This is a genomic window from Flavobacterium sp. UBA2787 (genome assembly GCA_002352205.1).
Classification (GTDB): Bacteria; Bacteroidota; Bacteroidia; order Flavobacteriales; family Flavobacteriaceae; genus Flavobacterium.
On sequence record DEHZ01000015.1, the window covers coordinates 397,922 to 418,996 of the forward strand.

General features: G+C 32.2%; 18 protein-coding genes and 1 tRNA gene. 10 read left to right on the top strand and 9 right to left on the bottom strand.

What is annotated here, in order from left to right; all coding sequences use genetic code 11:
* Positions 1-88 precede the first annotated feature (88 nt).
* Complete coding sequence (locus B4N66_RS14855; protein ID WP_291095815.1) at positions 89-802, bottom strand: LytR/AlgR family response regulator transcription factor; 714 nt, start codon at positions 800-802, stop codon at positions 89-91.
* A gap of 17 nt (positions 803-819) precedes the next feature.
* The gene (locus tag B4N66_RS14860; RefSeq protein WP_291095816.1) at positions 820-2,541 is read right to left on the bottom strand and encodes a tetratricopeptide repeat-containing sensor histidine kinase; all 1,722 of its coding nucleotides are present in this window, start codon (positions 2,539-2,541) and stop codon (positions 820-822) included.
* Between the two features lie 85 nt (positions 2,542-2,626).
* Between B4N66_RS14860 and B4N66_RS14865 the strand changes: the two genes are divergently transcribed.
* Together B4N66_RS14865 and B4N66_RS14870 are read left to right on the top strand one after the other, a co-directional pair.
* Positions 2,627-3,859, top strand: a complete 1,233-nt coding sequence (locus B4N66_RS14865) for a metallophosphoesterase (RefSeq protein ID WP_291095818.1) — start codon at positions 2,627-2,629, stop codon at positions 3,857-3,859.
* A 71-nt stretch (positions 3,860-3,930) separates the two neighbouring features.
* Positions 3,931-4,227 carry a thioredoxin family protein gene (locus B4N66_RS14870; RefSeq protein WP_248435864.1) on the top strand — a complete coding sequence of 99 codons (297 nt, stop codon included), beginning with the start codon at positions 3,931-3,933 and terminating at the stop codon, positions 4,225-4,227.
* Here the strand turns inward: B4N66_RS14870 and B4N66_RS14875 are convergent.
* Together B4N66_RS14875 and B4N66_RS14880 are read right to left on the bottom strand one after the other, a co-directional pair.
* Positions 4,224-4,868 carry a polysaccharide deacetylase family protein gene (locus B4N66_RS14875; RefSeq protein WP_291095820.1) on the bottom strand — a complete coding sequence of 215 codons (645 nt, stop codon included), beginning with the start codon at positions 4,866-4,868 and terminating at the stop codon, positions 4,224-4,226. The two genes, B4N66_RS14870 and B4N66_RS14875, sit on opposite strands and share 4 nt — an antisense overlap.
* A gap of 40 nt (positions 4,869-4,908) precedes the next feature.
* Positions 4,909-8,106 (bottom strand): DUF2723 domain-containing protein, encoded by a 3,198-nt coding sequence (locus tag B4N66_RS14880; RefSeq protein WP_291095821.1) that lies wholly within the window; start codon positions 8,104-8,106, stop codon positions 4,909-4,911.
* 239 nt (positions 8,107-8,345) lie between these two features.
* Here B4N66_RS14880 and B4N66_RS14885 point away from each other — a divergent pair.
* From B4N66_RS14885 to B4N66_RS14900, 4 genes are all read left to right on the top strand, one after another.
* Positions 8,346-8,416: transfer RNA gene (locus tag B4N66_RS14885), tRNA-Gln, on the top strand.
* A 647-nt stretch (positions 8,417-9,063) separates the two neighbouring features.
* Positions 9,064-9,573 carry a hypothetical protein gene (locus B4N66_RS14890; protein ID WP_291095823.1) on the top strand — a complete coding sequence of 170 codons (510 nt, stop codon included), beginning with the start codon at positions 9,064-9,066 and terminating at the stop codon, positions 9,571-9,573.
* Positions 9,566-9,871 carry a hypothetical protein gene (locus B4N66_RS14895; RefSeq protein WP_291095824.1) on the top strand — a complete coding sequence of 102 codons (306 nt, stop codon included), beginning with the start codon at positions 9,566-9,568 and terminating at the stop codon, positions 9,869-9,871. Before B4N66_RS14890 ends, B4N66_RS14895 begins: the two co-directional genes overlap by 8 nt.
* A 1-nt stretch (position 9,872) precedes the next feature.
* Positions 9,873-10,028, top strand: a complete 156-nt coding sequence (locus B4N66_RS14900; protein WP_291095826.1) for a hypothetical protein — start codon at positions 9,873-9,875, stop codon at positions 10,026-10,028.
* 289 nt (positions 10,029-10,317) lie between these two features.
* On the opposite strand, the gene B4N66_RS14905 is transcribed toward B4N66_RS14900, so the two are convergent.
* Positions 10,318-10,935: a recombinase family protein gene (locus B4N66_RS14905; protein ID WP_291095827.1), complete on the bottom strand. Its 618-nt coding sequence runs from the start codon at positions 10,933-10,935 to the stop codon at positions 10,318-10,320.
* Positions 10,936-11,043: 108 nt separating this feature from the next.
* On the opposite strand from B4N66_RS14905, the gene B4N66_RS14910 reads away from it, so the two are divergent.
* Positions 11,044-11,532: a hypothetical protein gene (locus B4N66_RS14910; RefSeq protein ID WP_291095829.1), complete on the top strand. Its 489-nt coding sequence runs from the start codon at positions 11,044-11,046 to the stop codon at positions 11,530-11,532.
* Positions 11,533-11,535: 3 nt separating this feature from the next.
* Here B4N66_RS14910 and B4N66_RS14915 read toward each other — a convergent pair whose 3' ends face one another.
* From B4N66_RS14915 to B4N66_RS14930, 4 genes are all read right to left on the bottom strand, one after another.
* Positions 11,536-12,552, bottom strand: coding sequence for a hypothetical protein (locus tag B4N66_RS14915; RefSeq protein ID WP_291095830.1), 1,017 nt, complete (start codon positions 12,550-12,552; stop codon positions 11,536-11,538).
* A gap of 175 nt (positions 12,553-12,727) precedes the next feature.
* Positions 12,728-13,564, bottom strand: a complete 837-nt coding sequence (locus tag B4N66_RS14920) for a DUF2971 domain-containing protein (protein ID WP_291095831.1) — start codon at positions 13,562-13,564, stop codon at positions 12,728-12,730.
* Positions 13,565-13,780: 216 nt separating this feature from the next.
* Positions 13,781-15,178 carry a phage integrase SAM-like domain-containing protein gene (locus tag B4N66_RS14925; RefSeq protein ID WP_291095832.1) on the bottom strand — a complete coding sequence of 466 codons (1,398 nt, stop codon included), beginning with the start codon at positions 15,176-15,178 and terminating at the stop codon, positions 13,781-13,783.
* 269 nt (positions 15,179-15,447) lie between these two features.
* Positions 15,448-16,272, bottom strand: a complete 825-nt coding sequence (locus B4N66_RS14930; protein WP_291095834.1) for a universal stress protein — start codon at positions 16,270-16,272, stop codon at positions 15,448-15,450.
* Positions 16,273-16,448: 176 nt separating this feature from the next.
* Between B4N66_RS14930 and rimP the strand changes: the two genes are divergently transcribed.
* Genes rimP through infB form a run of 3 tightly spaced genes read left to right on the top strand, consistent with a single transcriptional unit; the run spans position 16,449 to position 21,046 of the window.
* On the top strand, positions 16,449-16,913 hold the full coding sequence (rimP, locus tag B4N66_RS14935) for a ribosome assembly cofactor RimP (protein ID WP_291095835.1): 465 nt from the start codon (positions 16,449-16,451) through the stop codon (positions 16,911-16,913).
* Between the two features lie 18 nt (positions 16,914-16,931).
* Entirely contained in the window at positions 16,932-18,176 is a 1,245-nt protein-coding gene (gene nusA, locus B4N66_RS14940) for a transcription termination factor NusA (protein ID WP_291095837.1), read from the top strand.
* A gap of 35 nt (positions 18,177-18,211) precedes the next feature.
* Positions 18,212-21,046 (top strand): translation initiation factor IF-2, encoded by a 2,835-nt coding sequence (infB, locus tag B4N66_RS14945; RefSeq protein ID WP_291095839.1) that lies wholly within the window; start codon positions 18,212-18,214, stop codon positions 21,044-21,046.
* Positions 21,047-21,075 lie beyond the last annotated feature (29 nt).

The window sequence follows — 21,075 nt, forward strand, 5'->3', positions numbered from 1 at the left end:
AAACTATACTAACTCGCTGAATTACAAAGATTAAATAAAGTGAAGAGAGCTTTTTTTTAAGTGAACAAAGCTTTTTTCTAAGTGAAGATTATAATAAGGTAATGTTTTTCATTAATTCATCACGGTATGATTTTCCCACAGGAATTTTGTGTTTACCAATAAACAGAAATCCTTCTTGAAGCGAAGAAATTTGGGAAACCTGCACCACAAAAGAACGGTGCACCCGAAGAAATTTTTGAGAAGGCAATTTTTCTTCTACACTTTTTAACGTATGGCTAATCAAGGTTTTGTTTTGTGAAGTGATGAGGTAACAATAATTATCATACGCTTCTAAATACAAAATTTGGTTTAATTCGATTCGGATGAGTTCTCCTTTATTTTTTATGAAAAACGAATCATTTTCTTCGGTAACCGAAACGGAAGGTTTTTGAAGATGGTATTTGTGCAAAGCTAATTCGATATTCGTTTTTAATGTTTTTTCATTAAATGGTTTTACGATATAGCCAAAAGGTTCAGTCGCTTTCACTTTTTCCAAGGTGGCATTATCCGATAAGGAAGTTAAAAAAATGAATGGAATATCAGCTTTCTTTTTTAAATGATTCACAAAATCAATTCCGTTTAATTCGCCATCTAAAGTGATATCAACCAAAATTAAATCGGGTTGAAGCGTTTCTACATCAAAAGCAGCTTCTTTTACATTGTCAGCCATTCCGCAAATTTCATAACCTTCTTTCTCAAGACTGGTTTTGATGGTTTCGGCAATCAACGGCTCGTCTTCCAATATGTAGATTTTGGTTTTCATACAACTAAAATACTATTTTAATTCAATTCTTCAAATTTAGTAATGACAAGAGTAACTGTTGTGCCATTGTTATTTTCAAAAGAAACAGTCGCTTTTAGTTTTTTGGCTAACGAATGAATCAATTTTAAACCAAAAGATTCGGGATTGTTTTGATTAGAAATACCAATTCCATTATCGGAAACTTTCAGTTCATAATTAGCATCTTTTTTTAAAAAGGAAACTTTCAATTCCGGATTTTGAATTTTTTCAGGGAAAGCATATTTAATAACATTTGTAATTAATTCATTAATGATTAATCCGATAGGAGTGATGGTGTCAATGCTAAAAATTTTACTGTCAATTATTGTTGAAATTTTCAAATTTTCAATACTATCTGATTGATTTTCAATAATATCATTCACTAAATCTTCAATATATTCTTTCGAATCAATTCCAACCAATTGATCTTTGCTATACAATTTTTGATGAATCAAAATCATTGATTTTACACGATTTTGAGCTTCTTTTACCGCTAAAGCCGCTTCTTTGTCACTGATATTTTCCGATTGTAAATAAAGCAAACTGGATACAATTTGAAAACTGTTTTTCACCCGATGATGCGTTTCTTTCAACAACGTATTTTTTTCGTCAACCAAAATTTCAAGTTGAGCTTTTTGTTTGTTGACTTTTTTCTTTTGTTTGATGTTTAAGTAAGCTAAACAACTCAAAATCAATATTATAAATCCTGACAGAAAAGTAAAAATGAGTAATTGATTTTTTTCTTTTATTCTTTTTTGAAGTTCTTCTTCTTTTTTTTCAGTTTGGTATTTGGTTTCTAATTCATACACAATATCGTCACGTTGTTGCATTTTCAAACTGTCGTAAACTTGTATGTATTGATTTCGAAATTGCGTTGCTTTAGAAAAATTTCCCATCGATTCATACACATTCCCAATAGATTTCAGCATGATGCTTCGGTTTCTCAAATTGTCAGTTTGGACTAAAAATTTTTCCGATTTTTTTAGAAGTGTGTCAATTCCGTCAAAATTTTTCAATTTACTTTTAGCATTGATTAAATACGAATAATCCATCACATCACCCTCTTGACCGGTTTCAGGATTTACAGCAATAGCTTTTTCAAGAAAATTGATGGCTTCTTCGAATTTATTTTCTCTGATTTTTAAGTTTCCTAAGTTGGAATAAGTAGATCGTTTGGTTTCAAAAGAAGCTTCATATTCTAAGCTTTCCAAAAAAAGTTTTTCCGCTTCATCATATTTTTCTGTGCTGGAATTTATTGAACCCAAATTGATTAAACATTTCACCAACAAATCATTATCCGAAGATTTTTTGGCAGCTTCCAACGATTTTTGATAATAAATTTTCGCTTTTTCATATTCGTCTGTCGTATGAAACATTACACCAATGGAATGATAAAGATTTTTAACGTAATCAATCTTATTTTGTTCCGCTATTTTAATTGCTTTTAAATATAATTCTGATGCTTTTTTATAATCATTTTGAATGATTTCATAATAAAGACCTTCTACTTCCAATGTTTTAACTCGCAGTAATAGATTTTTTTCTACCTTATAGATGTCTTTTAATTTTGAGATGTAAATTCTAGCACTATCATTATCGGAGAGAACAAAATCCCAAGCTTTATTAATCAAAATATCACTTTTTTGGTTTTGGGAAAAAGCAGTAGTGATGCAGAAGAAGCAATGGATGGAAATGACTAAATTTCTAAAGCGTGAACGCATATCACAAATGTTAAAAATTACTTTAAATCAAAACAAATTTTGAAATTAGAAACTACTTTTGATAAAAATATGAAAAAATATATTAATGTATCGATTACTCTTCTTTATTCTCTTTGTTTTATTTATTGAAGTCTATGCATTTCAAGCCTTTAGAACCTTATCTAAAATAAAATGGGTTCAGTATTCATATGTGCTTTTGAGCGTACTTATTTTGGCGTTTATCATCTATTCTTTTACGCAATTTGATCGTCGTGTAGGGCAAAATTCGAGTACACTTCTCACTTTTGGTTTGGTGTTAATTATTTATATTCCTAAAATTATTTTGACTTTGGTAATGTTTGGGGAAGATTTTTATCGAATAATTTCCGGCACGATTTCGCACTTTTTGGGAAATACAGAGCAAAGTTCTTTTCTTCCTGAAAGGAGAAAATTCGTCAGTCAGATTGCTCTTGGAGTTGCAGCTGTTCCTTTTATATCACTTCTGTATGGAATGACCAAAGGGAAATATAATTTTAAAGTCATCAAACAAACACTTTTTTTTAGTGATTTACCAGATAGTTTCGACGGAACAACCATCACACATATTTCAGACATTCATTCCGGCAGTTTTGATAATCCTGAAAAAATTCAATATGCGGTTGATTTGATTAATGAGCAGAATTCCGATATGGTTTTGTTTACCGGTGATATCGTGAACACACACGCCACCGAGATGCATCCTTGGGTTGATACATTCAAAAAAATCCACAATCCCAAATTTGGAAAATATTCTGTTTTAGGAAATCACGATTACGGCGAATACATTGATTGGCCAACGCAAAAAGATAAAGAAGATAATTTTGAAGCCATCAAAGATTTACATCGTCAAATTGATTTTAAATTATTGATGAATGAAAATGTAAAATTGAAAAACGGAACCGATGAAATTGCCGTTGTTGGTGTTGAAAATTGGGGTAAAAGTTTCAAAAAAGCAGGAGATTTGGTGAAAGCTTCCAACGGTTTAAGTCAAAAGGATTTCAAGATTTTGATGAGTCACGATCCAAGTCATTGGGAATACGAAGTGAAAAATAACGAGCAAAATTTTCATTTGACGTTATCCGGTCACACACACGGATTGCAATTTGGAATAGAAATTCCCGGTTTTATCAAATGGAGTCCGGTGCAATATGTGTACAAACAATGGGCAGGATTATATGAAAATTTAGGTAGATATGTTTATGTAAACCGTGGTTTTGGTTTCCATGCTTACCCCGGAAGAGTAGGAATTTGGCCTGAAATTACCGTAATCGAATTAAAAAAAGCCGAAAAAGTAGCGTAATTCGTAAAATATGCTACATTTGTACTTAATATGTTAAAAAATAGGTTTAAATTTAAATAAAATTTGTCCTTATGTCAAAGTTTGGTGAACTTATTAATGCTCAAGTTCCGGTGTTAATTGATTTTTACACTGAGTGGAACGAATCATCCGTAGCAATGCATCCTGTAATTAGAGATGTGGCGGCTGCATTGGGCGATAAAGCGAAAGTAATTAAGATAGACGTAGATAAAAATCAGGAATTGGCCGATGCTCTTCGTATTAAAGGTCTTCCTACCTTAATGATTTACAAAGAAGGTCAGATGGTGTGGAGACAGTCCGGTGAGCTGGATGCAAACACAATTATTGGTTTAGTTCAAGAACAAGTCTAGTTGATTATTTCACATTGATATCCGTTTTCGGATAAAAATTGAAGCGTTTTTGGAAGTACAAATTCCAAATTCGGAAATGCTTTTATACTATCGTGAAAAACGATTATACTTCCTGATTCCACATTTTTTACCACATTTTCAAGACACTTTTCTTTGGTGATTGTTCGTTTATAATCGGCACTCAACACATCCCACATAATAATTTTATACCCTAATTTTCGCAGTTTTCTGGATTGCAAAGGTTTGATTTTTCCATAAGGCGGACGAAAAAGCTTGGATAGATTTTGGTTAATCGAATAATGCTCAATCATTTCCTCACATTTTTCAACTTCTTTTAAATAGGTTTTATTTGGCGTATTCCATCCTTTCACGTGATTAAAAGTATGGTTTCCAATAGCGTGACCTTCCGTAATTAATTGGTTGAATAGATCAGGATGTTTCTCTATATTATTACCAATACAAAAAAAAGTAGCTTTAAAATTATACTTTTTTAATTGTGCTAAAACCCATTCGGTGATTTCCGGAGTTGGACCATCATCAAAAGTTAGAAACACTTTTTTTTTATCGTTCGCAATGGTCCAAACGTAATTTGAAAAAATGTTTTTTATAATTGGGTTCGTTTTAATCCAGAGTAAATCCATACATTTTAAACAAAAAGAGCCAACTTAATGGCTCTAATTTTTATTCATTATCACGACCAAATCGCTCGAATCGTTTGTTATAGCTGTTGAATGTTTTTCTGTTCTTCTCATAAAAAGCAGTGTCTTTTTTGCTTTTTATTACTTGAATCAATGATCTGTAACGTTCTAAGTTTTTGACAACTTCATAGATGTTATCATTTTGTTCAGATGCTTTTTGGCTTACATAATAATTTAGATTGTCATTGTATTTTTCAGCTAATCTAGTCATCAACTCTTGTGCTTTTTTGGTTTCACCAACATCATAATAACCGGCAACAAAAGGCTCTAGCAACGTATAAAAACCATATTTATCCAAAGGTAATTTGGTTAAAACCAAATCGATTACTTCTTTAGCTTTTTCTGTTTTTCCTTCAGCGATGAGTTGCTGCATTAATCTTGACAAGTTCAAACGATAAGTAATGCTGTTTCTTCGGGTTTCAATGTCATGATAAATATCGCCATCACTGTTGCCCCAATCCCATTTCATTACGATATCATACATTTTATCGCTATCAATCATACCCATTTCTAATTGACCATTTTCAGGGTTGTAGGGTGTTTTAATTGGAACTAATTTGTATACTAAGCCATCTAATTGAAGATATTGCTTCATCCAAAGAAAATCTTCGTCGGAATCGCTTCCGCCGGTAAAATAGATAGGTCTTTCCCAATTATTATTTTGAATGATATCAAACATCATTATACGTGCTTTATAAATAGCTCTGTCTTTGATGTCAATGTCCATAAAGGGGACGATGGAATCATAATATTTTTCAGAAACAACTTTGTTTTTAATAACTGCTTCTTTATCAATAGTATATCTTATTTTATTAGTTGGGAAGAAATGCACGCTTTGTCCACTTTGCATTTCAAGTTTGGTATTAGGGTCATCACTTTTAATAAAGTTGATAAAATCTTTTAACTCCCAACGATTTTGAGTAATTTCATTATAAACACAATAGTCTAATTTATCTCCAACATATAAACTTCTATCGAATGAAATTGGCAATGGTTCCGATGTATAAGCTTTTGCTTTCATCTGATCAATGTGCCAGTCCGTCATAAATAATTGTGTATTTACAACTCTAACATCTCTTCGAATTCCTTCAATTTCTTGAGCATACCATAATGGGAAAGTGTCATTATCACCAATTGTAAATAAGATAGCATTTGGTTCACATGATTCTAAATAACCTTTTGCATTCGCTAAAGCAGTATATTTTCCTGATCTGTCATGGTCGTCCCAGTTTTGAGAAGCAAGTAGAACTGGAGCAGCTAAAAGAGAAGCAACAAAAACAAACGGAAAAACTATTTTTGGCTGCATCCACTTTATTAATGTGTCAAAAATGGCATAAACGCCAATTCCAATCCAAATCGCAAAAACATAGAATGAACCAACCAAAGCATAATCTCTTTCTCTAGGTTCAAAAGGTCTTTCGTTGAGGTAGATTTTTAAAGCTATTCCTGTAAATAAGAATAATGCGAGCAATACATAAAAACTTTTTAAATCTTTTTTAGAATGATAAAGTAATCCGATTATACCTAAAATAAAAGGCAAAAAGAAGTAAACATTTCTTCCCTTATTCGTTATCACATCTTCAGGAAGATTTTTTTGAGAGCCTAAAAATATTTCGTCAATAAAATCAATTCCGCTTAGCCAGTTCCCTTCGTTGTCATATTTTCCTTGAACGTCGCTTTGTCTTCCAACAAAATTCCACATCAAATAACGAACATACATATAGCCAAATTGATACTCAAACATAAATCGGAAATTGTCTGAAGCTTTTGGTTTTTCCACAATAAGATAATTTCCGTAGCCTTTTAAAAACGATATATAATCTTCGGTATCCAATCTTCCTGAGCTGTAAGCTTGTCTGAATTGCGAAACAATATCAACTAGTTCTTGCTCATGAGCATATTCCGGATCAATTTTAAAATCTACAACATTCGTAAACTCCATATAGTTTTGAGCACTTTCACCATTCCACATTCTTGGTAAAAAAGCTTTGTGAGCATTGTGACTATTTTGTGTGGCATTTATAAAGTTGTTTGTGATAACATATTTTCCCGTTTTATAATCACGCTCATAGTTTGGAGCTTTGTCTAAAAACGGTTCGTCCGGATCTAATCCGGCAAACATATCTGTGAATTGAGGCCCATAAAACAATGGGTTTTGAGGATACTGCTCACGATTATAATAAGCCAAAACTTCACGAGCATCAGACGGACGATTTTCATTAATAACCACATTGGCATTGGCACGAATAGGCAACATCATCCAAGTTGAAAAACCAATAAGAACAAAAAGAATACACAATAAAATGGTATTGTATTGCGGAAGGTTCTTTGTACGGGTAAATTTCAATCCAAAATAGAAGAACGCTATTAAAAACAACGTCATGAAAATGGTTCCGGAGTTAAATGGTAATCCGAATGTGTTTACCATAAATACTTCCGTTTTTCCAAAAAGCGACATGGTTAATGGCAACAGCATTTTAAAAATAAACAACAAAATTGCTACTACAACAATATTGGCAATGATGAAATTTTTAACGGTTACTGTTTTGTAATTTTTAAAAAAGTATAATAATCCGATTGAAGGAACTGCTAGTAAAGCCATAAAGTGAACACCAAACGAAAGCCCTAAAACCAAACAAATTAAAAGTAACCATTTATTTCCGCGTGGTGTGTGCATGTCTGTTTCCCATCGCAAACCAAGCCAAAATAATAACGAAATTAATAAGGTTGCCATCGCATATACTTCTGCTTCCACAGCATTATACCAAAAACTATCGGTAAACGTAAAAGCTAAAGCACCTACCAAAGAAGCACCTAAAATAGCAATTTCATCCATTTTAGTGATTTCTTTAAATCGAGTAATTATTTTTCTCAACAATAAAGTAGACGACCAATACATAAATAAAATAGTGAACGCACTAGAGAATACTGACATCATATTTACCATCAGTGCGACCTTTGAATCATCAGGAGCAAACATAGCAAAAAAGGCACCAATCATCTGGAATAGTGGAGCTCCCGGTGGATGACCAACTTGTAGTTTAGCTGATGTGGAAATATATTCGCCACAATCCCAAAAGCTAACCGTTGGTTCAACAGTTAATGAAAATGTAAGTAAGGCAACGGCAAAAGCGAACCAACCTAAAAGGGTATTCCATTTATTAAAATTGAGTGTAGTCATCAGTGCGATTTATTTTTTATGCTTGAATGTAGCTACAAAGAAACTATTTTTTTGTGGAAACGTATATGGCTTAACAAAATTTTGTTAATTAAGTTTAATTGAAAGTATTTTTTTTGAGCCTTAAATAGCTCGTTTTTAATCTGATGTTGGTTTTGGATAAAATATTTCACAGAAAAATCTTTTATTTATTTGCTTTAAATAAAAAATAGTATAAATTTGCACCCGCAATCAAGCGATTTTGGTCCATGGTGTAATGGTAACACAACTGTTTTTGGTGCAGTCTTTCAAGGTTCGAGTCCTTGTGGACCAACTGCTAAAATTAGAACCCCTGTAAGCATAAAGCTTTTCAGGGGTTTCTTTTTTATTGCGTAGTAAATAACGTAGTAATTATCTAATGACGATTCTTAAACGTAAAACTTGACAGGTCATAATTAAATGAGTATTTTTGTATTAATTCAGATTGTACGTTTTTTAGGCAGTTAAAGCGAGTAATACAATCAAGGAGGCTGACTTCAGTAGCAATAACATTAAACTCCAATACAACCATATATTTGAGGTGAATAAACAAATTCTTAACTCACGAGATGTCATGCAGATTCTTTGTATCTGTGAAAATACACTCCTCGAGATGGAACGAGATGGCAGAATCATAATAGATTTTCGAATAGGTAACAGAAAGCGTTATTATTCTAAAAACATTTTTGACTCACTTGCCAAGCTAAGTTCAAAAAAAATCTAAGGTAATTTTTACCGTTAGCTATTAAGGGTTATTTTTATGATATCCCTTTAGCTTTTTACTTTCTCTTTTTTTTTACGATTACATTTATGAGAAAGTAATATATTTTTAAGTCTTGCGGACTTTTTACAAATTCCGTGATATTTAAAATAAAATAAGTAATCTATTCAACGGACTTTAGTACAGTGTGTAATGGATTAGTAGTAATAACAAATAAGTAAATGATTAAAGATGATTATTATAATGTAAAGGAAGTTAGTCAACTTACAGTACAATCAACAAGGAATGTAAGAAGGATTATACAGAAAATTAAAAATGAAGTAACTGAAAGAATGTTATTTCAAGATGAGAATTATAATTGGTATATCTCTCCCCACATAATAAGCCGTTTTAAGCTCCAAAGAATAAGAGCAAGCAAATACTATGCTTTGAGCATAGACCCTTGTTACAACTATTCTAGTGATGAAATAGAAGAGATATTAGGCTTTGTTTTAAAGCAAATGGGCAACACTAGCTTAGAGATTAATTATGTTATTGAAAAGAAGAGTAAGAATGGACAAAACCATTTACACTGTTTTGTGAAGTGCAGTAACAAAAAAAAGTTGATACAATGTTTCCGTTTAGGATTTTCTAAAGTCAGTTATCACCAAAGTGCAATTTTTGATTTGGAAAGTTGGAAAGGGTATATAACAAAATATAATAATGAGATTAAAACGATTAAAAATGGATAAGATATTTAATAATGAAGAATTTAAAAAAAGTATGGGAATAAAACAAAGAGTTTTACAACCTTATAATTTCGAGCGTTATAAGGCAGTTAACCCCCACTTAACGGAGGAAGTTTATAAATTTATAAGACAAAATAGCTCGGAGTGGAAAATATTATGTGGGCTTTCGGTCCATTCACCGTGGGGAGTTGAAATTTTACCAGAAGTTTGGTGGCTAAAAGGTGGTGAAAAATACAAAGAAACGGACTTCTACAAGTACCGATTTGTGCAAGAACATTATCTTAATTTGACTAGTTGGTAATATGAAAACAATCGATGATAAGATTAGGGTTAAGCAAGTTGAAATTCAGGTCCAAAATGACCCTTTGAAAAAACAAGAGTTACAAAAGGAGTTGCAAAAATTACAGCTTAAAAAAGAGATTGAGATTATCCGCAGACGTATTGAGCAATTAGGCTAGTTTTTTTACCGGTGCGGAGCACCGTTCTTTAAAAATTAAAATACTGCCGTTACCGCCCGTAAAATAGAAATTAAAAATTGTTGTTGTTTAAGTGGGGTATGATGGTGCGTTTATATTTATTTTCAGAATTTTTGGTATAAAAAATGTTCCGTTTTGTACCTAAAAGATTGGGTATTAACTCTGAAACAAAAAAAATAATGTTGCTTTATTATATAATAAATACGGATTCAGTCGATGCTGTTCGTGAAGTGTTTCAAAAAAAAATGGGTCGTGAATTTCACGACCTTTTTTATGCAACCATTTTTTTTATTTTTTGTACTGTTCCGCTACTTTTTGAAGTTAGTTTCATAACGTTGCGAACCGATTGACCTTGTTTAAGGAATTTAACAATATCGCTATGCTCAGTCAGTAATTTTTTGGTATCTTTTTCTGAACCGACCTTTCTTCCCAGTTTGCCACCATCACGTATAAACTTGTCACGACCTGAGTTTAAACGTTCTTTAATCATGCTTAATTCTAAGCTTGTAAAAGTTGAAGCAATGCTTAACATAGTTTGAACCATTCCGTTAATTTCTCCCGATGGGAGTAGGGTATGAAGTTTAAAGTTATCGATTATGATATTGATTTTGTTTTCGTTACATTTTTCTAAAAACAAGGCGAAAGATGATATTTTACGGGAAATTCTAGAGATTTCTATGGCGATTATATGTTTTATATCGTTTTTGATGGCATAGTCTAAAATCTCAGCATTTACCTCATCGTTTTTTGTTCCTGACTTGTAGTATGTGAACTCTTTTACGATGTTGAATTGATTGCCGTAGTTTTTGGTGAGCTCTTGAGACTGGCGTGTAACGTCCTGACGATTTTCATTCGTTGAACATCTTGAAATGATGATAGCTTTTTGCATAACGCTTATGATTAACATTTGTATATACAAATGTAGTAAAAAATTTGATGTGAGCAAACTATTTTTAATTATATTTGATTAATAAATAACATTCTAAAAAAAATATTTATGCCTTTTTTTGTTTTTAATATCAGCAATCATCACGAAAATTATTCAGATTACCATGTTAAATTTTTCAATACGGAACTTGAAAAGGATGATTTTATAAATTCTATTTTGGAAGTTGGTGAAAAGGTCTATTTTCAGAAATCTGATACGTTGTTAGATATTATAAGCAGAATAGCTTTTGATACGTTTGAAAATACGCCAACAACGCATCAGGTTGTAGATGTTTATATGCAGTTTATTGATAAATTTGGACTGAATTTAGTAAATACAGAGTTTCCAAATGAACTTGTCGGTGTAGAATTTATTAATAATGTTATTATAGAATATGAAAAAATCTCAAACTATATTATGGACCAAGCTCACGAAACAATGAGCCAAAAAGAATATGTTGACCAACAATCTGATTGGGAAACTAGTTATGATGATGAAACTAGAAAGTGGGACGATGAAACAGATGGTTCATGGAGAACAGGTAACGACTTTGGTTAAATTTCAGTATTTGGGCCAAGTTGAGGAAATGTAATCACTGTTTCCAGTACCTATAGGTAATCTATCAACACAATGAGGTTCTGGATTAAAAACAGCTTCCTTTTGTAGAATGAAATTAATTAAGGGAATTGAAATTTCAGTTCCTACCGCTTTTCTCATTTTAATAAGTAACCAACCAACATCTATGATTTGATTTAACCATATTGTAGCTTCTTCTATAGTTACAATTAGAGAAGGCGGGTCGAAATGCATCAAGTGATTTCGAAGTTCTCTTAAATTATGGAAACTTGGTAAATATTTTTCTGCTCCTAAATGATTTCCAGAAATTTGATAAATCCATCCTAATTTATCCTCAAACCTTCTCCCATGCCTCTCACCAAGTTTTTCTTTTTGAAAATTCCAATTTGCTAAAGGATTATATTCAGCCATTATATATATTTGATTAAGGGTTATCTCAACTAATGAAATGCTATCACTAATTAAACTTCTTAATTCAAAAAACCAGTCATCAGTTAGAGAATCTGCTGAATTTTCAATGAGTTTTGTTCTAATTTTGGTTATTCTTTGCAATAATTGAGGTTGTAGGGATGTAAATGTATGCCCCTCTCTTATAAGTTTTGGAGATATGGGATATTTTTCCCCAAAGATTTGTTTAATGTAGCCATCTGCGATTGCTAAACCATGGGGAGCAGTCTCATCATGTTTATGGAAATTTATTTTACCTTCAAACACTCCATCAAGCCAAAAGCTTTTCATTACAGGCAAATTAAATGCTGTTGGATTGAAGTGCCCTTCATTTCTAATAAACTCAGAAATGTAATGATAATTTATTTTATTACTAATGATGTCATTATTAGCATGGTCTTTACCTTTTACTCTGTAAAAATTTTTATCTTTTCGCCATTGATTAGCTGATTTACTAGTGTTAAAAAATTGATTTGTTATTAGTAAAGAAGCTTCTGTAACCGCTCCTGAGCGGGGTGTCTCAGAAAGAATGATGTATGGATGATTATTACGCATATAATTAAAATTTATTATGTAAATATAATTAAACACGTATTGATAATTTAAAAGACTTGATAAAACTATAGATTGTCTTATTTTTTATCAAAGAAATAGATTGATACGGTAACAATGTATCATTAAACTGCATTATAGATTTATTTTGATACAGTAAAGCTATTGATACATATCATTAAAATATTACTTGGTTTGAGGGCTGTTGAATTGTAGGTTTTATGTAATAAGAATCCATTTTCCCGATAGTATAATTCATAAATGCTTTTGCCCAAATAAAGTCTTTATTATTTTTTAAAAGATGTACCAATGTTCCAGCGTTATCATGGTCGATTTTTTCACCTAAAATTATTCCTTGCAAAGCTTCAGGATTAAATGGAATTGCCCTAGGCGAGTTTGGGTTAAAGAACTCTATTGAGTATCTAATTTCTTTTTCGTCTTGCCAATCCAATAGTTTGCTGTTTATTATTTTTTCTCTGTCAAAATCATTTACACAGACCTTATTATTTACAAAACTTATGTTTATTGAATGTGGAAATTCAGAATAAATTATATCAGATTCCAATATATGATAACCAAAACTGTTTTTAGAGAAACTATTATAAAGAATTTCTTTGTCAAAAATCAAACAAATTCCAGAATGAGATTCAGCATAGTGTGACCACATTCTTGTATCTAAATAGCTTTTTGAAAAACTACAAATACCAAATTTTTCTTTTATACTTTTTTGTAAACACTCAGTAATGTCTCTTAATATAAAGTTAACATCTATACCAAGACGTATAATTTTTTCTTTTACTGCTGTGTTAATTAGTAAATCATTCTGATAAAAGTCGATTAAAGCATCACTCGTTGGCAAATCACCTCCTATAAAATTAATGTCAAATTTACTTTCAAATGGGTCATTTAGATTATGTGGACTGCCAAACCAGAGTTCATTTTTTATTAAACATTTGAGAGTATTTACTCCAAACGGCACATACTTATATATGTAATTATCGTTATGATTTAGCATAGCCCAGTTTTATAATTCATCCTTTTTTTTATTTCAATAGTGTTTATATTATGTTTTTTTATGCATAAAATTGATGCTTGGGTTCTATCAAATTTTATTAGTATTGTTAAGTGGCTCGATGTTTTCCGGCGGAAAACGATCGAGCCGCTATCAATCTTTTATAAAATCTCTTATGAGTTTTATGTTTGTATTTGAATACTAATGTATGGAATTTAATTAATATTTAAAAAGTTTTGATTTTTTGGAGTTCACTTGTTTAATCAGTTTAACAGCTCTGTCATTTAAAGTAGATTTATCATAACCATCCAATACAGAAACGTTTTTTATTTTCGGATGTGTGATTGGTTCTATAGCATCATTTTGAATTCCTAATTGTTTTAAATTTGTTATGAAAGTCCTTCTACAATCATGCGGACCAAAAAGTTCATGTTGTTTCTTTTTTTCAATTTTAGGTTCATCAACCAAATAGTATTTTGTTTTAGTTATAGTTTCGTTATCAAATTTTAGATGTTTCAAAAACTTTTTTATAACTTTCCTGATATTCGGTTGTGATGTGAACTTTGGAAATTGGTTATTGTTTAATTCTAAAATCATTTTAACGGGTTTCAATATTGGAATGGTAGTAATCAATTCTTCAACATTTTCGTTTGATTTTCTGATTTTAGTTGTGAAACAATGGTATTTTTTTGAATCGTGGACTATAATTTCAGGCTTTAATTCATAAAGGTGGGTCATGTCTCCAATTCTTAATCCCGTGAATGAAGATAAAATAATATAGTTTTTAGCGTGCGTGAATTCTTGAGAGTGGCTTGTATCAGTGTTGATTATAACGCTTAATTGTTCTTCGTTCAAATAAGTTTCGTAAGTCGATTTATTAGTTGCAATTTTCAAACTTTTTTTAGAATAGTCTATATTGATTTTTATATTTTCTTCTTTTGCACAGTTAAAAATTGCTCTAATCGACCTGAACTCTTTATTCATAGTTGTTTGAGTATAATAGTTTCCATTGTCTTCCATGTGGAAATTATTAATAGTTTTGAAGTAATCCCAATATTGTTCCTCTGTAATATCACCAAATGTTAGCGTGGAGTTATTGTAAGTGTCATATCTCTTTAACCTGTTGGCAACCGCTTGATATTGATTGCCTGTTGAAGTATCCCAATGTCCTAGTTCATTGTTAGACAAACTCGTTCTTTTGGCAATGAGTTTTTCAGTATATTCAACAATACCTATGTGAATAGAGGCTTTTGATGTTCTATTTAATTTTTCTTCTATTAATTGTTTTAACTCTTTAGTGCTTGGGTCCCTGTCAAAAGTATTTCTAAAATATGAAAGTTGGTCGTAAGAAGCTTTTTCAATTTTATCTAGTAAAACATTTAAATCTCTTCCAAATCTTTTGACATATGTCTGATTTGCTCTGTAAATTGGCTGGTCGTTCCAATATTCTTTTTTTAAATTCCATTTAGTTGAAATTCTAAGTGGTACGTAGTTAAATTTGTTGAGCTTATAGTTGTAGGTTTTGTATCCATAAGACAAATTAAAAAAAATCAAATGTTCACCTAATTTATTCGGTTTTGATTCTAAATTAAAAAAATGAGTAGGTTTCTTCATCATAACATAAAAAGGCGTAGTAAATCACGTAGCAAAAATATATAATAATTTGAAGTTTTACAAAGTTTTTTGAGGTGTAGTGAAAAATAAATTTTATCTAAATCCTTTAAATATAAGAGGGTTATAGGTTTTATGAAGTAAGTTGAGGTGCTGAGGTATTTGTCCTTGTGGACCAACAGACAAACCCACTTTAACGAGTGGGTTTTTTGTTTTTAAAGCATAAAAAATCCCGTCTTACGAACAAAACGGGATTCAATAAAAGTTTTGGTAGATTATATTTTGAAAGTTAAAACCGGTTTAACAGCATGATTTACTAAGTCTTCACTAATACTTCCATTGAAAAAGTGAGAAAGCCCTTTTCGTCCATGCGTACACATTCCAATTAAGTCGGCATTTATACTGTTAGCAAAATTTAAAATTCCTTTTTCAACATTAGCATCATTAAAAATATGTGTTGAATAACTGTTAATTTGAAATTGAGCAACAAATTTGTCCATTATTTCTTGGGCAACCAAAGTTGATTTAAAACTATTTGGCGTATTAATCATTACCAAATTTAGTTCTGCACCAAATTTATTGGCAGCTTCAACCACTTTTGCAAAAGGTTTTTTTACTTCGTCTGCAAAATCAGAAGCAAAAACAAATTTCTTAATATTAAAATCAGGTATTTCTTTTTTGATAATTAAAACCGGAACTTCCGAATGACGAACAACTTTTTCAGCATTAGAACCAATAAACATATCTTTAAATCCACTGGCACCGTGCGATCCCATTACGATCAAATCTACGTCGTTCTTTTTGCTCAAGTTAATGATTCCGTCAAAAGCCAATTCAAACTGAATGATTTCAGATACTTTTAAGCCTTCTAAATACGGTGCGTCCATCAAGCTTTCTAGTTTGTTAATAGCTGCGTTTTTAAAGAACATAAGTTCAGGTATGGCATGTGCACTATTTACAGCATCACCAGATTGCGAAGGCAATTCTAACATGTGAAGTAAAATAATTTCACCATCATGTTTTTTTGCTATTTGAGCCGCTACTTTTAGGGCATATTCTGCGTGTTGAGAAAAATCGGTTGGAATTAAAATTTTTTTCATAAAAAGTCGTGTAAAATAGATTGGTTTATTTAGGTTGTTTTAGAATATAAAGGTACAAATATTTTTATCATTTTACAATGAATTTTCAATTATAAAAAAAATCACTATATTTGCACCGTTATTTGATTAAAAAGTAAATAATGAGGCACGCATTGCGTGCCTCTTTTTATAAAAATATGATATTTAAAGATAAAGTTGTTGCCTTATTAAATCAGGGGTTGAGTGAAAAACCTTCTGTTTTTTTGATTGATTTAACCATTACAGATGCTATGAAAATTATAGTTACGTTAGATGGTGATCAAGGAGTTACACTGCAAGATTGTATCGATATTAACAGAGCAATTGAGAATAATTTAGATAGAGAAGAGCAAGATTTTTCAATCGAAGTGGCTTCTGCCGGTGTTTCAACTCCACTAAAATTAGTAAGACAATACAAAAAAAACATAGGAAGAACGTTAAAAGTTAAAACCGCAACAGAAGTAATAGATGCTGTTTTAGCCAATGCAAACGACGAATTTATTACTTTGACTTGGACGGCAAGAGAGCCCAAAAAGATTGGTAAAGGAAAAGAAACGGTAGAAAAAAAGATTGAGCTACCTTATTCGGAAATTAAAGAAGCAATAGTGACAATAACATTTTAAAAACACAAGTAGTTTAGCATGGAAAATATAGCATTAATCGAATCATTTTCAGAGTTTAAAGACGATAAATTAATCGATCGTGTGACCCTCATGGCCATTTTAGAAGATGTTTTTAGAAATGCCTTGAAAAAGAAATATGGTTCAGATGACAATTTCGATATCATCATCAATCCTGACAAAGGAGATATGGAAATTTGGAGAAACCGTGTGGTGGTAGCTGATGGAGAAGTAGAAGATGAAAATTCTGAAATTTCATTATCTGAAGCCAGAAAAATCGAACCTGATTTTGAAGTAGGTGAAGATGTTTCTGAAGAAGTAAAATTAATCGATTTAGGAAGAAGAGCCATTTTAGCACTTCGTCAAAACTTGATTTCAAAAATACATGAACACGACAGCACAAATCTTTACAAACAATTTAAAGATTTAATTGGCGAAATTTATACTGCAGAAGTACACCATGTTCGTCCAAGAGTTGTAATTTTGGTAGATGATGACGGAAACGAAATAATATTGCCAAAAGAAAAACAAATTCCATCCGACTTTTTCCGTAAAGGAGATAATGTTCGTGGAATCATTGAAAATGTTGAATTAAAAGGAAACAAGCCTCAAATTATTATGTCAAGAACTTCAGAAAAGTTTTTGGAAAAATTATTTGAACAAGAAATTCCTGAAATTTTCGACGGATTAATCATGATTAAAAAAGTGGTTCGTATTCCGGGAGAAAAAGCAAAAGTTGCTGTAGATTCGTATGATGACAGAATTGATCCGGTTGGAGCATGTGTCGGAATGAAAGGATCAAGAATTCACGGAATCGTTCGCGAATTAGGAAATGAAAATATTGATGTTATCAACTATACAAGTAATAATCAATTATTTATAACAAGAGCATTGAGCCCTGCAAAAGTTTCTTCTATCAAAATTGATGAAGAGAAAAAAAGAGCTGAAGTATTTTTGAAATTAGAAGAAGTTTCAAAAGCAATTGGTCGTGGCGGACACAACATCAAATTGGCTGGCTTATTAACGGGTTATGAATTAGATGTTATCCGTGAAGGAAATGTTGCCGAAGAAGAAGATGACGTAGAATTAACAGAGTTCTCTGATGAAATCGACGGATGGGTAATCGATGAATTTGCAAAAATAGGTTTAGATACAGCAAGAAGCGTATTAAAACATACTATAGAAGATTTAGTCAGAAGAACAGACTTAGAAGAAGAAACTGTTCAGGATGTGATGAGAATTTTAAAATCAGAATTTGAAGCGTAAACTTCACAAAAAAGAACACACACTAAAAAAAATATATGTCTGAAGAAAAGAACATAAGAATTAATAAAATTTTAAGGGAATTAAATATTTCTTTGGAGAGAGCTGTCGATTATTTAAAAGACAAAGGTGTTACTATTGAAGCTAGTCCAAACACAAAAATCTCTGAAAATGAATATTCAATTCTTTGTAATGAATTTGCCGGCGATAAGGGGAATAAAGAGGCTTCTAAAGAAGTGAGTGAAGAAAAACGTAAAGAAAAAGAAGCTCTCCGTGTTGAAAGAGAAAAGGAATTGGAATTGCAGAAAAAGCATGAAGAAGAACTTTTAAAGCAACAACAAGAAGTTATTAAGGCTAAAGCAACTGTAACCGGACCAAAACAGGTTGGTAAAATTGATTTAGAGCCAAAAAAACAGCCTACTCCGGAAGTTGAAAAAGTAGAAGAAGTTAAGCCGGAACCAGTTCAAGAAGTTGTTAAAAAAGAAGAGCCAGTTCAGGAAAAACTAATTGTTGAAGAAGATAAGCCAAAAGCTTCTCCAGAAAAAGTTGAGCCTAAACCGGTAGTTCAAAAAACCGAACAGCCTAAAAAACCGGCTATCACTCCAACACCGGCTACTTCCGCCCAAGCTCCTGCTCCAGCAGCAGCACCTGCAGATGAAAAATTTGAGACTCAATATCAAAAATTATCAGGAACTACCAATACCGGACAAAAAATTGATTTGTCTCAATTTGATAAACCAAAAAAGAAAAAGGAAGAACCAAAAATTCAACCTCGTTCGGCTACGCAGCAAGCGGGTGGTTCAAATGATCCAAATAAAAACAAAAGAAAAAGAATTCAACCTAAACCGGGAGCACCTGGAGGTCAGAATACCGGAAATACACAAGGTGGACCGCCTCGTCCGGGTCAAGCAATCAGACCTGGTTTTAATAAAAGTGCTCGCCCTGCAATTGTGGCAAAAGTTGAGCCAACGGAAGAAGAAGTACAAAAACAAATCCGTGAAACCTTAGAAAAACTTCAAGGTAAAGGAAATAAAAGCAAAGCGGCAAAATACCGTAGAGACAAAAGAGATTCGCACCGTCAACGTTCGGATGATGAATTAAAAGCGATCGAAGAAGGAAGCAAAACCATCAAAGTAACAGAATTTGTTACCGTTGGTGAAATTGCAACCATGATGGATGTGCCAATTACCAAAGTTATCGGAACATGTATGTCGTTAGGAATTATGGTAACGATGAACCAACGTTTGGATGCTGAAACTTTATCGATTGTTGCAGATGAGTTTGGTTATGAAGTAGAATTCATTACAACAGATATTGAAGACGCTATTGAAGTAGTACAAGACAAAGATGAAGATTTGGTGCACAGAGCTCCAATTGTTACCGTAATGGGTCACGTTGACCATGGTAAAACATCTTTACTAGATTATATTCGTAAAGCAAACGTAATTGCCGGTGAGTCCGGAGGTATTACACAGCACATCGGTGCCTATGGGGTAACATTGGAAAACGGTCAAAAAATCGCATTCCTTGATACACCGGGTCACGAAGCGTTTACCGCAATGCGTGCTCGTGGTGCTCAATTGACAGATATTGCGATTATCGTAATTGCTGCTGATGACGACATCATGCCACAAACCAAAGAAGCCATAAGTCATGCTCAAGCAGCTGGTGTGCCAATGATTTTTGCTATCAATAAGGTAGATAAGCCAAATGCTAATCCTGAAAAAATTAAAGAAAAATTAGCCGGTATGAATTTATTGGTGGAAGATTGGGGTGGAAAAATTCAATCACATGACATTTCTGCTAAAATGGGAATTGGTGTGAAAGAATTACTTGAAAAAGTTTTATTAGAAGCTGAATTGTTAGATTTAAAAGCTAATCCAAACAAACCAGCTGTTGGTACTGTTGTTGAAGCCTATTTAGATAAAGGAAAAGGATATATTTCAACTGTATTAATTCAAGCCGGAACAGTTAGAATCGGAGATTATGTGTTGGCAGGTAAAAATCATGGTAAAGTGAAAGCGATGCATGATGAACGTGGCAATAGTATAAAAGAAGCCGGGCCTTCAACACCAATTTCTATTTTAGGATTGGATGGAGCTCCAACTGCGGGTGATAAATTTAATATGTTTGAAGACGAACGTGAAGCGAAACAAATTGCTGCAAAACGTTCACAATTGATGCGTGAGCAATCAGTTAGAACTCAAAAACACATCACGTTGGCCGAGATTGGAAGACGTATTGCATTAGGTCAATTTAAAGAGTTGAATATTATTTTGAAAGGTGACGTGGATGGTTCGGTTGAAGCACTTTCTGACTCGTTCTCTAAATTGTCAACCGAAGAAATTCAAATCAAAATTATCCATAAAGGTGTTGGTGCGATTACCGAATCAGATGTATTGTTGGCTTCGGCTTCCGATGCAATTATTATCGGATTTAATGTTCGTCCTGCCGGAAATGCTAAACAATTAGCAGACAAAGAAGAAATTGATATCAAAACATACTCAATTATCTATGATGCAATTGATGATTTAAAAGATGCGATGGAAGGAATGTTGTCTCCGGAATTAAAAGAAGAAATTTCAGGAACAGCAGAAATCCGTGAAACATTCAAAATTTCGAAAATTGGAACAATCGCAGGTTGTATGGTTATTGATGGAAAAATCATCAGAAGCTCTAAAATAAGATTAATTAGAGAAGGTGTCGTGATTTACACTGGTGAACTGGTTGCTCTTAAACGTTTCAAAGACGACGTAAAAGAAGTTTCGAAAGGATATGATTGTGGTATGCAAATTAAAGGATACAACGACATTGAAGTAGGCGATTTAATCGAATCATTCAGCCAAGTAGAAGTTAAGAAAAAGCTGAAATAAGAAGCATAAAAAAATCCCGAGCAATCGGG